The organism is Mucilaginibacter terrae, assembly GCF_031951985.1.
GTDB classification, from domain to species: domain Bacteria; phylum Bacteroidota; class Bacteroidia; order Sphingobacteriales; family Sphingobacteriaceae; genus Mucilaginibacter; species Mucilaginibacter terrae_A.
This window is the reverse complement of record NZ_JAVLVU010000001.1, coordinates 3,384,373-3,399,764: the sequence shown is the minus strand read 5'-3', so window position 1 is coordinate 3,399,764 and position 15,392 is coordinate 3,384,373. Positions and strand designations below refer to the sequence as shown.

Below are 15,392 nucleotides of genomic sequence, written 5' to 3'. Positions count from 1 at the left end.
GCACCTTAAAAGTCACCGTATAATTTGAGTAACCATGAGTTGTTTTTAAAGAACTTTTTCTATCGTAAAGATAAGGATTAGGAGGAAAATTCGCACTAGTTACCGCTTTTTAATGCACGTTAATAAGATTTGTTAATATGATACCTTGCAAGCAACAAATGAAGTCATAGTAATTAACAACTTATCAATATCATAGAAAAGTTATCGCTTGCTTCATTCACCAGCCTATCTTCTATAATTTTCATGGCATCAGTATGCGTATTTGAAGAATTAAAAATATGCTCAATTTGAATTCCGCTAAGAATATCTGTGACTCCATCTGAACACATAAATAGAGAATCACTGTCACTAAAATTGGTTATTTTAAAATAATCTATTTTCGAACGTTCAACTTCGCCTTGTACAGATCTAGTGACCACATGCTTATACTTATTTAGTTGTTTAGTATCAGTAATGGAACTGTTATCAATTACCTCATTCATTAATGTGTGTGAATAAGATTCATTTTGAAGCTTATTGTTTTTTAAATGAAATATTTTGACATCGCCAACCCAAAAACACAATGCTTGATTTGATGCAAGAACGACGCCACCTACGGTTGCTCCTAGCTTCTGGCCTGATTTTTCTTTAAACTGCCTTATAACTAAATTCGCTTTATTCACTGCTTTCTGGATATTGTTTATATTAATATCGTTAGCAGTGGAGAGATACGTTGAAATATTTTCAGCAACCAAACGTGATGCAATTTCACCATCATGGTAACCGCCCATTCCATCGGCCACCAAAAACAGAAAGCCATCGAAATTCAAGTTTTTAGCTAAAATGAAATCTTGATTTACATCTCTCTTACCAGGATGTGTGTGCATAATCGACTTCATTACTTTCCTGTTGCCTGAATTGTCCCACCACCATGCTTAGTTACTCTTGGTCTTGTTGCGATTTTTACTGGTTTTACAGAAATCCCTTTGTCTGTTGCTTTCGTAGCCCATAAAAATCCTTCCCCTGGCGTTAATGTGCTCATATCACCTGGTAAAAGAGATGAAAGTTGAGTAATTGACTTTTGAATGTGCTTTAACCATTGAGGACTATTAAACTTATGTAATAAAACAATCGAGCTTAATTCAATTATTTCGTTCGGCAAGCTCGGTGGATCTTGGCTTGCAATCATTATACTTACCCCTTTATGTCGCATCTCACGAATGGCTGTAACGATATTACCAGTCAGATCTTTATTGTCCATGTATTTATGCGCTTCATCAAAAACAATAAATTTGTTAAAGTGCGCACCATTAGAATTTTTTACTGCCGAAAAGATATTTAACATGATAACGAATAAACCGAGAGCTTCGTCTTTCACAATAAACTCATCCCGTAAATCAACAATGATTAATCTGCCTGGTTTAAGTAATTCGCGAAGCATATATGTGTCATCAATATATTCACTTGCAAAACTTAATTTCTGCCTTGCTAATGCTTTTTGTGAATTTGAAAGTAATTCGGAGGATTCTACACTTTCTATAATACTTTCTAATGTGATATTTCTTCGATGCTCCTTCATAATAGCTTTAAGTTGCTTTATGTAAGCGGAATCGTTTCCAACTGCACCTAAGATGAACATCCAATCTTGGACGCTCAATTCTTTAGAATTGAATGCAATCGGCAGAACACTGATAGAAGGATACTCCAACTGTCTTTCTTCAATTTTGTCTTTTGGAGTAAGTATTATTACATCGTCGATATTATCTGGTTCAGCACCATATTTTTCTTTTAAATTTTTAAGCTCAGTCTCTTGGTTGTTTGGATAAATCATGGACGTAAATTCTGGTTCATAATCCATGCTTTCACTATAATGAAATATTACACCAGCAAGAGGCGCGGGTAATTGGTTTATATTATTGAATTGCTTTAAAACCATCTCTGAAATGGTGCCAATCGTGTAACTCTTACCTCCGCCCTGTACACCAAAAAGACTGATAGTATTAGTTTCGCTCAAGTCTATGGCGATTTTTTTTCCATGTTTGCTTTCACCCAGAACCCCAAATTGAGTACTATCTGAACTTTTACCGATAAGTATGTCGTAGTCAGGGGTAATGTGAGAATCGTTGCTAGGGTATTGATCAACGAGCGATTCGTCGTCACTCGCGATTTGATTATTTAATGGGGAAGTCACAATATATTCTTCATTCGGCTCAGCCGCAATTGTCACCTCAACATCTGTCTGAATTGTGGAAATTGCTCGTATTGGGTTAGGTTCGTACTGATGTGTTTCGGTTATTGCCTCAAGCTTTTTAGGTTCTTTCGATTGAAATTTCTGTATAAAAGGTTTCAGGGAGTTATTTGTACCAAGTGCAGAGCTCAACTCAATGTCAAATTCATTGTCTTCCAACCTTCTGGTATTCAAGTCGGAATCTGGATCAAGAATTTCCTCAATTAATTTACCCCCAAAAGTGAAGAAAGTTAAATCATGTTCCGGTGATTCTTTCTGATGTTTTTTTAAAGCAGAAAAATTAAAAATAAAACCGAGCTTGTTGAATTTTAACTTAAATCCGGCATCCAAAATTTGCAAAAACGCAAGGTAGCTTTCATATGCGTTCTCGCTCAAGTATTCATAACGATGTGCCCGCTCAATATAAAAACTCAAAAGCGACTTTAATTCTTTATTCTTTATTTCTCTATCTAACCTATCAAATGATAAATGAAACTCAGGATCAAAATGTATTCTTAACGCGGTTATTGTATTTTCAATTTGTTCTTTAATTTTCTCTTTGAGTTCGATATTTTCTGCCTCACCCAGTGACTTTCTGCACTTGATTTCTATTATCGAAATGCTTATATCCTTCTTCTCTGGATCAATAGAAACTAATAAGTTATCTGCCCTGCTTTTGCTATCTATTGGTAAGTTTTCGAAAAGATTTTGATGTAGATCAATCGGGATAAGAAATGACTCTTCTAAAAAGCCTTTTTTCTCTAGTATCCGCTTTGTGAATGCTGAGCCAATCACTTCAAATGCTTTATTCTTCGAAGAGTTAAGCTGTAATACCAAAGAACTACTAACCGCTCGTAAATCTTCCAGCAAGATTTTTATTTTCTTTTCATCCTCAGCTTTATGAATATCCAAATTGAATTCTTGAAAATGTGGTCCCAGGAGACCCAATACTTCAGAAGTTGGTCTGGTAGTGAGGTAGGAAGTAATTCCGGAAACTTCTTCTCCTGGAACATAATCAAGGAGAAATGGTATTTTTCCGTCTTTCGATGGCTGGTCGAATATCTGAGGGCCTAAATTTTTGTCAAAAGTTATCACCCAATCGGAATAGTCATGCAAATGAGTTAATAAAACTTTGTCCCTATCATTCAATCTTAATTGCGTGGAGGGAACAGAATCGGTTTGTTTTGACGCTAACGCGCCTGCAATAAAAGATTGGATATTTTCAAATAGTTTAATGCCTATTACGCCTGCGCCGGAATAATTAATGGACAGATTATTTGGACGGATGAATCTATTCCATTTTACTTCATTATTATCCTCATCAACGTTCACAGTTGATTCTGTTAACAGGCCGTTAAGATAAAAATTACGATCGTCTTTATGTGGTTTAATCAATTCTACTGTAATAGGGAATGGACTGATTAAAAAGCTTAAATGAGATGTAAATTTGAACGGGGTGGTTAAATAATCAGTTAGGCTATTAATGGAGAATCTTAATTTTGGAAAAAGCCTATTTTTTGATGGCTGGGAAAAAGCTTCTGCTTCTTCAGTAACATTAAATTCCGGATTAATTAAGGCTTTTAAAGCCTCGCCATGTTCAATGATTTTATCATCACCTTTAAAAATTCTTACTTCATATTTAACTCCTTTAAAGATCTCTTCCCGCTCTAATTCAACAAAGGCATCGGCAAATACAGATGAATCACCAGAATTTATAAGATTTATTATAAGCTTGTCGGTGTAAGGATGTTGTGACAGGTAATTTTTAAAGTGTCGAACAACCAGTTTCTGGCTGATGTCGGTTTCCACATAGTTGTCCTTCGTTATATTAAATAATTGACGTAAATAATGTTTCATTTGTCTCGAAACAGAAGTCATTCCATTCTTAGACTCATCAGACGACACATTTAAGTACAACCCCCAACCATAAGCAAGTTCACCAGAGTAATGATAATTCTTGAACGAATTTGGCTCAACTAAAACCAACGGATTATTTTCAGGCGATAGTAAGCCTTCAAACAAATAGTCCAGGTTTTTGGTCCAAGAATCTTTATAGCCTGAATATTCCTTTGTTTTTTGCTCCCATTCATTAAAGACTTCAATAAGTTGTAAAGTCCAGGCTAATCTTAATGGATGCAAAGGAGATAACAAAAGTGCTTCCGTGCGTTCACCGTTGGGAAGTTTAGTTTTTATTCTTGCAATATCAAGAATTTGTAGCTCAGTAAGAAAATGTTGGATTTTACTGCGTTCCTCTGCACTCAACTCATCATTTGCAACCTGCTCATTAAGGGAAGTAGTCCAATCTGTGAAAAGTTGAATGTAATTTTTTATCAGATCTTTATGTTTATATATATCTGCTGTTTCAAACACACCATTACCGGCATCATTTGAATTTTGGATGTAAGCAAAAATCTCTTGTCTAAGTTGAATAATCTCCGAGGGAACAATATCTGTCAAATTACTTTCGACAAATTGCAAGTTTTCATAACCAACCGCGGATGAATTACTTTTAAGAGTACCTTTCACATAGCCAAAACAATCACCATTATTGAGAAACGAATTTTCAATCTCCCGTAATTTTGAGGACAATGTAATTTGGTAGTTGTGCTTTTCAGAGTAATTAATATGAAAAATTGAATTGTGCTTTTTTAAATCGCTTATCCAAACATTAGAGTGTTCAGATGGGATAGGGTCTACAGCTTCAAGGTCTGATTTAAGTTTTTCAATTTTATATTTGAAATAGGCCTGTAAAACGTTATTCAGCTTGTCCTTACGTTGATCGTTGTCACGGTCTACAGTTTCGTCTATTACATAATCAAAGTCTTCTGTATCACACGAAAGCTTATACCGAAAATTACTTTTTATGGCTTTATCGTCAAGTACTTTGGCTTCTTCCCAGCCTTTTTGAATTTTAGTATCCTTAAAATCGTCATCCGCATTTAAAACATTCCCATGTTCGTCTTCCGCTAATACCTTAAAAAAGTACGAACCTTCTTCAATAACGTTAGAATTTAATTCAACCGTTGCTTCACGGTAAGGACGTGTAGAAATTGTATTCTTTAATTGTCGTAATACCGATATTTCTTCGCCCGCACCTCCGTCCACAGCCATCAAAATGACTTTAAAAAACTTAAGGTCGGCAATGTCTTTAGGATAGGGATTAGTACTAAATCTAACACGAACTTTAGAAGTCTTATTTTCTTCAATATGTAGAACTTTTTTTCCTTCTTCTACTTTGAAGTCGACAGATTTTATTTCCTCGGCAAATAGCTTAATGTGCGTAAAATCCAAATCTGGAATTTCCCATTGCGCGAAATTCAAATGGCTGTATTTTTCAAAAATGATCCTGCAAATATCTTCAGCATTCCGCGCTTCGTTTTCCGCCTTTATAAAATCTACTAGAGTCTTTTGTAGGGTATTGGGTTTTAATGGTAATTCTGAAATTCTATCGTATAGTGGTTTGCTAAATGTACTTAGTAGGTTTGTACTTGCTATATTGAAATTAAGCCGTGATCTTACTTTTTCCGGCTCTAGTATCAATTTAGTATCCGGAATTAAGTTTAACAGATAAATATGATTACCTATTGCCTCATCTGAAAAACCGTCGGATTCCAATGCTATTAAATACTTAATTATATTGACTGTATTTAAATCATATGAGTTTAGGTAATTTAAAATTTCATTTTTTAGGATATAGGCTCGTTTTTCTGGAACATTTGCTAGCAGCTGATTTTTTAGCTTAACTTCAATCCCGTCTAATGAAATTTCTTTGAATGTAGCGTTACCGTACGAATCTTCTGCTGCCGTCCTGCTGTTTGAAGGAATCAAAACCAATAATGGCGCTTCTTGCCTGTTTCTAAGTTCGATCAGCTTAGTAGCTGATATAAATTTATTATCATCTTTCTGTTCATCAGAAACTATGTAGGTTTCAATTCCAGGATATTGAACATATATAACATTCCATAAAAAATCTAACTCACCTATTCCAAGACCTGTAATTTTCATACAGTGACCAGGAATAGCCTGACTAAGATCATCCTGATGTAGTTGAAGAATAAGGTCAATTATTTTTTTGTAATAGGTATTAGGAGTCTTGTGCATTTCCATCTTACTGCGCATTTAATTCATAACGTGGCCTTATTCTTTGTAGAATGTAAGCGTCACTCAAATCGTTGTAAAAACCTATTTGGCGAAGCTTTTTCTTAAACGCTTCCACATTTTCCTTAAAGGCTAGGTGCGTTTGTAAGTCGGCATCTTCAAAGCGTTTTTCATTTAAACCATTTATCACTAAGCCATAACGATCCCGAATATTTTGAATAAGTTCTTCAATTGATAAGGTCCTGGTGTTAAACTGGTTTTCTTTGGATTCCAGAACAAGAATTTGAACTAAAGTTTCAAGCAACCGAGTTCCAAGTACAAATCGCTTTGGATGTTTTCGGCTTCTACCTTGGGCCATAAAACCTCGTTCATTATTTTTTTGAGAAAGATTATCAATCAGTTGATTATTGAATCGATATTGATATGTTCCCCTTGTTTTGAGTATCGTTTCAATATATCGGTCAAAATAAGTGTCCTCATACCGTACCATATCTTGGATGAGGATTTTGTCTTCTTCTTCCAAAGTACTATACAGATTGTCCCATTGTGTTTCAAAATAGATTTCAAAATCTGCTGGTTTCTCTTTTAATATTTTAAAAGCCTTGTTTAGGTTATCTGAATTATTCTTATCTAACTTTAATCGCCTTAAGGCAGCATTTACCTGAAACGTTGATTTTATATAATCATAGATTTTATTAGTTAAACTTTCGGCATCATCAGCAGCTATCTTTGCCACTTTACTTTCATAGTTGTCCGTTGCATCCAAAACAATATTCCAATCGTCGAGAATGTCAATTTTGCCGCTTTTAATCATTTTAGGAAGCAGATAAATTAACTTTTGAATATATAGTGAAAGGTGAAAGGAGGTGACAGTTTTAAGGTAATCAATCAAGACGTTTCTTGGAATTAATCTTTTGTATACCAATAACCTTCTTACGTCATCGCAAAACAATTCCGCTTGTTTTTGAAGAACAGGATATATTTGGTTAAGATTCGAGTTGCTTTCAAAAAAACCAGGTTTAACATTTTTTATGATATGCAATAAACCCAGGCTGTCTACATCCAAACCATTAGACACATTAATTTTATTAGTAGTTTGATCCCAGCCCTCCATTAGGAAGTTTTTTAAATCCTCTTTAACTGTAGGATTCATGCCTAACATTAAATATACCTGATCTGCAGTATTGTAATCTCTGGTATTAGCAGCATTTCGAACTCTGTAACATTCTAAATGGATAGGCCTAAGCGACGATATTTTTTCTTTATCGATATTGCCTCTAAAAACCATATTGACTAAATTACTTCTTATCCATAATTCAGTTGCTTCTGGGTTTTCTTTAAAACCAGTAACGGCACCATCTTCTTCAAGCTTTGCGAAAACCTTTTTTAAAGTGGGTATTTCAATAAAAGTATTTCCGCCGGAACGCGCTCTTTGTTTTGGACGTATTCCGTTATGTTTGAGTAGCATGAACAAATTGACAAGAGTATTATCAATATTAACAGCTTTCGCATCAACTGTAAAAAGCAACTCATTTCTGAACAGGCTTTCTTCTTTATTTAGTTTTATAGCCATATCTATACTTCCATTGATTGTAAATGTAAACGGCTCTGTTCGTCCTTCTTAATTTTGAAAAACTCAAGATTGTCTCTGGTAACCACAACTTCATTGTAATTGAGGTTTTCCAAAAGATTTTTAAATATGATCAGTTCAACAAATTTGCCTCTTAAATCATTGAGAGATGGGCTGAAGCCGTGCTGAATGAAGTATAGCATTTCATAAAGATCCAGACTTATCGTTAACCGAATGTGTTTTTGGTCTTTGTGCCTGAATGTTAAGCTATCCGGTTCATACTCTAGATATTTTACCAAATGCCCCGTTTTATTCACGAATAATTCAAAATCCTCTAAGCTAAACAGTCTAAAAGACTTACTGAAAGGATCATTAATTTCAGTTGATGATAAAATAAGATAGTCCTTGTCGATTGCAGGATTATCACACCCCTCATTCAAAGAGATTGCTCTGGAAATACTGGTTTTTGTCTGATTTTCACTATCACCTTCATCAAGTACTTTCACAAACTTAAAGACAGAATGATATGGCAAACGTAATAAGTAGGAAGGCATTTGTGATACCTGATCATTATTTGGCTGTGTATTATTGCTAATGCTCAATAATTCCGCCTTACCTTCAAAATATTGGTGCCGCACAAAATTCTTTTGAATGTTTTTAATTCTTGAAACTTCGGTGTTATCCTGTTCATAGGTAGGCTTAATTCGTTCAATTGAATTAAACACATCTATAAGGTTAATTTCCCTTTCTGCAAACTCCAAGTATGATTTGGTATGTTGTTTACCAAAAAATAGGTCTCGATCTAAATCTGGTATCGCTACTTCCCCAATATCAGTTTCTCGTAACAACTTTATCAAACGGTCCTGATTGCCATTATCTTCAACCATTGGATTTGTGATGTTAAAATAATAATGCTGCCAAAATTCTTCAGGTGATTTCTCAGTTTCTTTATATAACTTTTCGATATCGCCGCAATCATAATCACGGGTTAACGTGAAGGAAATAAAGGAACGCAAATCACGCATAGTAACGTGCAGTTCCCGTTTTAGGCTAGCAGTTCTTAGGAGCCATTCCATCCTAGTTATGACTTCTTCGCCTGTGGCTGAATCATTAAAGGTTTCTACATTGTATTTTATAAAACATTGGTTTGCTAAAGAACATCCATCACATTTTTTCCAGAGTTCTTTTTTAGTCAACGCCTTAATCTGCTGCCTAAACAAACTTGGCTCGTTTATGTCAGTTGCAGCAATTGACCTCAGATTGAGATTGATAATCATCAAACCTTCAGGAAGATCATGATGACCTTCATTATAAAAGTAGTTTTCGATATTATCGTGCAGCTTCCTGTGTTTGGCTGTAGTTTTTAAAAATTCAACTAGTCGTCCTTCATTTATAGCAATGATTCGACCCTCACTGGAGTTATTGTAATTAATTAAATTTTCAAAAGGCTGGAAAAAAGATTCCAATACATCATTATTTGCTCTTTCTTCTTCGTCTTGTGAACCATCATAATTACTCTCGAAATTCACACCGTTTATTTTAAAACGCGCTCCGTTTTTGTGTGAAAAGCGTTCAAGTTGTGCAATATTTAGATCGTCTTCAATTTTTCTAATAAAAGCCGTTTTCCCATCACCGGCATTTCCGGTTATGATCAGCAATTTAAATTGCCCATCCAACACCGCCGGGATGAGGTATTTATCTAATTTCGTTGGAGTATAAGTTAGTTGATCGAATATACTAGTATTGAAATTTGCTCTGGTACCGGAATTACCACGCTTTGATTGGCTAAATAACGAATTGATATACTTTACAAAATCTTCCTGTTCTGCCGTTTCGATTTGGGGATCAACCTGCTCTTTTTTGCTTTCCAATATTCCATCTTCCCCAATGGCAACAAGGGCGTTTAGCATGTCTATCGCGGAGGCAAACCTATTTTCCGATTTGGGGTTTATGGCCTTTAATATAAACTCTGCAAAATCGTTCGATAGACGTTCTTCAATTTGTTTTGGATGAATTGGTTCTTTACTCAAAATCGGCATCTTCCCAGGAGCCCAGGGATATTGTTTGCATAATAATTCGTAAAGTGTGATACCTAATGCAAAAGTATCGGCGGAGGTGTTCCATTTAATTTTTGTTCCATCAATAATTAGGTCTGGTGCCAAATATGGATTTGTACCTACAAAATCATTATTATCATCGGCAAAAGAAGCAACATTAAAATCGATCAGAACAAACCTCTTTTCGTTATCCCATACGATGTTCTGTGGTTTTACATCTCTGTGGAGTATTGGTTTGTCAAGCGATTGCATGGCCACCAATGCACTTAGAATCTCTTTGGCTACCTCATATACCCTTTTAATTGGTAGCCTAGCATCAGTACGGGTATAGATACTAAGATTTTCACCCTCTAAATACTCCATGATGGTATAAAATTGTCCATCACTTGACTTTCCGTTAGTTACGAACTTAACAATGTTCGGATGATTTAAGCTTTTTAAAGCCTTGAATTCATCGATAACTGATTGTGCATTTACGCTTTCATGAAATAGTTTAAGAGTAAAAGATTCCCCTTGCAATTGCTGGTGAACTTTAAATACTTTGGAATATCCTCCCTTACCCAACACTTTCTGAATCAGAAAAACACGTTCAAACGAATCTCCCTCTTTTAAATCATAAGAATCTACACTCGGAACACTTGGAGGGGTGATTTTACTTTCAGGCGCAGTCGATGTATTGCCCTTTAACGCTTTATTAAAGAAATCTTCTAATTCATCAATATTATCATAGCGCAGGCTTTCATCAATCAATATAGTTTTATTGCAAAGTTCATCTAACCATTTTGGAAGTGCGCTATTAACTTTCGATGGTAACCGGTCTTCAGGTAGTTTACCAGATAAATTGTTAAGTTCAAATGGGTTTTTAACCGGCTCAACACCTGTAAATAGCCAATATATCAACACACCGAGCGAATAAATGTCAGAGGCCCGTGATGCGTCGCCAACTGTAAGTTCTAAAGGATGATAAGCAGTAGCATTACTTTCACTGATAGTTGGCATTACCGTGTAACCTTGCCTTGATTCATCTGAAAAATATGATTTCCCAAAATTCCCTAAATAAGCGTATCCACCAGTCATAAAGATATTTTCAGGATTTATATCCCTGTGGAAGACGTTCTCTTTATGTGCTTCTTTTAACGCCGCCATCACATTGCGGATGATATTTATTTTTTCCTGAAATGTGAAAGTTTTTGAGCGCATTTCAGCTTTAAGAGAATTTTCATCTAAATAATCCGAAATTTCATAAAACAGATGATTTTCTTCATCAACCCGAAATTCAACATTCAAAATAAAAGGCTTAGCCTTTATTCTATTTAGTGCTTTATATTGGTTGTTAATCTGGTTTTCGCGCTCTTTTAACTCTTCAGCATTCAAACCACTGATCTGCAAAGCATACTCTTTAATCCTTTTTTTGATTGATGATACTATGCCTTTAGGTTTAACTAAATATTCAGCATAATTGCTTTCTTGGTGCAGGACTTCGATTATTTCATAACCCTCGACTTCACGTTTTTCAGTAGGTAGTTTCTGGCTTTGTTTACCAGTTAAAAAATGAACTAATTCATTTTGGATTGATGAAATATCCCCGGTTAATTGGCCAACTTGATGAGGGTCTTTCAGGTAATTAATTAGTTTCTCGTTAAGTTGAAAAGTTAACTTGCCCGCCTCTTGCCAAAGAGAGGGTTCATAAGTATTAGAGTAGGAAAGGGTAACCATATTTTGTACCCAAGTTTTACCCCAGGTTATGTTATGCTCTTTCAACTTAGATGCTAGAATCGCCGTTTTTTGTCGCCCCGTTTTTAAAGGGTTGTTTCGTTGTTTATCATTTACATACCAATAATTATCGTCCCCTTCAATTCGGCCTTTCCAATCTTTATTTTCAATATTATAAATTGCATGGGGCGATACAACAATGATATCATACTCCCAATATTGAGTGCGGTTATTACGAGGATTGGTAGATGCGATTTCAACATTTGGTATTAGATAGAAAGAATCTGGAAGATTAACTCCCAAAAAATCTAATAGACGCTTTTCGCCAGCATTTACAACCGAATCGAAGTAAGGAGGTTTAATTATATTTGCCATGATTCAATTTCTTTTTCTACGAGGTCGATGGCTTTTAGCTCTTTTTCAATTGCTGCCGAAATAAATTTTTTATATTCCATTACTAACTCATGTGCATTATCCATGATATGCTCATCTAATAATGGAATTGGTAGTAAACCTAAGTGATGGGGTTCTATTTGCGGAATAACTGATCCGTAAGTAAAACTTTGAATTGCTTTCAAACCTAAATGGGAGGACATAAAAGCATATAAATATCCATTTTTTATAGTATCTGAATCCACTCGTAATATATGTTGCGATGCTGTTTTCCCCGCTAGATATTTGTTTACCAATACTGAATGGCCAATTGTACCGCCACAAGTAACTAAAATCCAATTTTCCAAAATTTTCATTTCGTTCAGGTGTTTAGTTTGCGCAATTGATAGTTTTTTTTCACTCTTTGGTATATTTTTCACTATATCAGACCCACCAAGAAATTCAATGCCATTTTTTACGTAGTGTCTTTTAAAAATTCCTGGACGAAAAATGCGCTTTGAAATATCCTTCAAATATTTAAATTTCCCAGATTTAATATGCTCCCTAATGTCATATCCTATTGAAGTGAAATATTGAGCTTCAAATCTCTTTTGGTGTGATTTTGATATGGTTTTAAAGGAAACAGCACATGATACTCTTCTTTTTTTAAATTTAATAGCATTCACCACTAAACTTTGAGCATCTTTTAGATATCTATTTGCCTTAACCCTTGAATTTGCTGATTCGATAATTAAATCGTGTATTTCTTGAATTTTTGCAGTTGGCAGGATTGGAATTGGCAAATCTTGAATGTGGTGGGGTTCAATGTGTTTTACTACTCCGCCATAGCTGAATTGGGTCAATAAACCATAGCCGTATTTTGACGAAAGATATGCATACAAATAGCCCCTTAATAATTTCCTCTCATTAGGAATTATTCTTATTAGATCATGAGTGCCAATTCTTCCTTCAAAATCATTGTTTGTAAATACACAATTTCCTAAAGTGCCTGAACATGAAATAAGAATCCAATCTTTATGAATCAACAGATTATCGGATTGCGTTGTATATTTTTTTGAAATAAATTTTCCGCTGTCTATATCTGCTTTGACCATGTCTGAACCTGTTAAGTAAGGCCACCCATACTTATCCCCTTCAACATATGATCTTTTAAAAATATTCCCTGAAAATATCCTTTCGCTTTCGGCGGCTAATGTAGTAAGCTCGTAAGGGGAATTTCTAAGTAATAATTTTGTCAAAGGGCCATCGCTAAGATGATATGACGCATCTAATCTTAGGTCTGAATCATTAAACCAACTATTTTTGATTATGACAGTTTTCATTTTTATTTTTCTTTTAAAAAGTTAAAAAACTCCTCAACTATTTTAGGAAGATCGTCATCAAGTTGTTTTAATTTCTCTCTTCGCGTCTTAACTTCTTTCTGGCCATTCTTTTTATTTACTATATATTTAGTTTCGGTATCAAAAAGTAACTCCAATCCATCTTCATCGCGTAAATAAATTGGATTTCCTCTACGGTCTTTACCTAGCTTTTCTGCAATTGCCATGAACACATCGTATTCCTGTTCGGAATCCTGAGCCAGCTGTCGTTCAATTTCAGTTTTCTTTTGGAGAAATAATAAAGATGCTTGAACACCTACTTGAGGGAGGAAAGCTTCCACTGCAAGATCTATAGAACCCAATATTTTAAACTTTTCTAAAATCCATTCCCTAACTTTTTCTGTATTGGGGTTGCCCAAAATTCCGTCTGGTAATACTATTGCCATTTTACCACCTGGCTTTAGAAAGTTATAGCATGCTTCTATAAATAACACCTCTGGAGCGTCACTATATTGCCCAAGTTTATAATTAAGGGTACCGTCTTCTTTGTAAATAATACTGCGTTCAACCTTTACTTTAGCACCAAATGGTGGGTTTGTAAAAATTATGTCGAATTTCTCACGCGCGTCAATTCCATTAGTAGTTGCGATGTCTTTCATAGCCATTAAGCTGCGATTTACTGCGTTATTTATTTTTGCAATTTCATCGGGATGTTCCCAGTTTGGATACTCTAAGGAGTTAACATGGAAAATATTTGCGTGTCCGTCACCAGCCATTACCATATTCATACGCGCAGCTTTTTTTAAGTCTGGATCAAAATCAAAGCCGAATATGCTATTTTCAGCATATTGTCGTACCCGTTCGTTTACCTCAAATGAACTAAATTTTTCTGTTAGCAAAGGTCCCTCTAAATCGGGATATAACTCTTTGGCAATTTGTTTCCGCACATGATCTAATACCATTACTAAAAATCCACCAGAACCACAGGCAGGATCTAAAACGCGATCATGTTCACTCGGGTTTAACATTTCCACCATTGCCTTTACAATATTTCTTGGTGTGAAAAATTGACCGGCTTCTTGCTTCAAAGTGTTACTTACAATAGTTTCATAAGCCGTTCCTTTGACATCTATTGAGGCATCGAGAAATGAATATTTTGCTAAATCGCTAGCGATAAAGGCTAAGCCTTTGTCTCGTAGTTCTATTTCTTCACTACCAGAGAAAACTTCTGAAAATATCCTGTCATCTTTTAATTCTTTAAAAAGACTTTTAATGCGGTCAGCGACTTTTTTACACCCTTCAGCAGTATTTTTCTCTTTAACTCCTACCCAAAATTTTCTACGGTAGCTATCTTCAGAAGGAATAAATTTCCTTTTTTCATCGTAAAGTTTACAAAAGATCAGATAAAGCAATTGCCAAAAAGCATCTTTTTTTCGACCTTCATTACCATAAATATAATCATGCGAACGCTTAAATACTTTAATCAAAGAATCATTAGCAGGTTTTCTACTACTTGAACGGTCGGCTCTATCTAAGTCTTCTAAAGTTTCACCTTCACCAGGGAAATCTGATAAATCAGTGAATTCTGAGTCAAAACCTAATGCATCTTCTTCTTTCTGTAAAAAATGGTAGCTAGAACCGTTGGCCCATAAACCGAATTCACAACTTTCTACCGCTCCCATTGCGTTTTCTAAAGTGGCTGCTAATCCTTTTGTTTTATCTGTATCTTTCACTTTATCATCATGGATAATACAAATGCGGGAAATGAATTCTTGTTCATGAGGCTTACCTTGTTCAAATACAACAAGCTCGACCTTCTGCTTTTTTTGCTTACTTGTATCTGGATCTGTATATTCTATTTTAAAATCGCGCTCCATATCTGCTAAGTCGAAACCGTATTCTTCATTTAGCATGAGGGCGACAGATTGTAAATTTACTTCTTGAGCTTTGACTTTTTTTATCTCGCCGGTAATAACGCATACTAACTGATTGTCTTCTAACGATATATCTTCTTGATCAACTATTTCTTTGGCCAT

6 protein-coding genes are annotated in these 15,392 nt (G+C 35.1%); all 6 read right to left on the bottom strand.

Annotated features, from left to right (window positions below; translation table 11 throughout):
• Positions 1-173: 173 nt before the first annotated feature.
• Genes QE417_RS14345 through mads2 form a run of 6 tightly spaced genes read right to left on the bottom strand, consistent with a single transcriptional unit; the run spans position 174 to position 15,392 of the window.
• On the bottom strand, positions 174-878 hold the full coding sequence (locus tag QE417_RS14345; protein ID WP_311951107.1) for a PP2C family protein-serine/threonine phosphatase: 705 nt from the start codon (positions 876-878) through the stop codon (positions 174-176).
• Positions 878-6,313 (bottom strand): methylation-associated defense system ATP-binding protein MAD8, encoded by a 5,436-nt coding sequence (gene mads8, locus QE417_RS14340; protein ID WP_311951106.1) that lies wholly within the window; start codon positions 6,311-6,313, stop codon positions 878-880. Before mads8 ends, QE417_RS14345 begins: the two co-directional genes overlap by 1 nt.
• Position 6,314: 1 nt before the next feature.
• Positions 6,315-7,877, bottom strand: a complete 1,563-nt coding sequence (mads7, locus tag QE417_RS14335) for a methylation-associated defense system protein MAD7 (RefSeq protein ID WP_311951105.1) — start codon at positions 7,875-7,877, stop codon at positions 6,315-6,317.
• Between the two features lie 2 nt (positions 7,878-7,879).
• Complete coding sequence (mads6, locus tag QE417_RS14330; protein WP_311951103.1) at positions 7,880-12,019, bottom strand: methylation-associated defense system protein kinase MAD6; 4,140 nt, start codon at positions 12,017-12,019, stop codon at positions 7,880-7,882.
• Entirely contained in the window at positions 12,007-13,359 is a 1,353-nt protein-coding gene (mads5, locus tag QE417_RS14325) for a methylation-associated defense system restriction endonuclease subunit S MAD5 (protein WP_311951102.1), read from the bottom strand. The genes mads6 and mads5 overlap by 13 nt, the downstream gene beginning before the upstream one ends.
• A 2-nt stretch (positions 13,360-13,361) precedes the next feature.
• Positions 13,362-15,392, bottom strand: coding sequence for a methylation-associated defense system DNA methyltransferase MAD2 (gene mads2 / locus QE417_RS14320; RefSeq protein WP_311951101.1), 2,031 nt, complete (start codon positions 15,390-15,392; stop codon positions 13,362-13,364).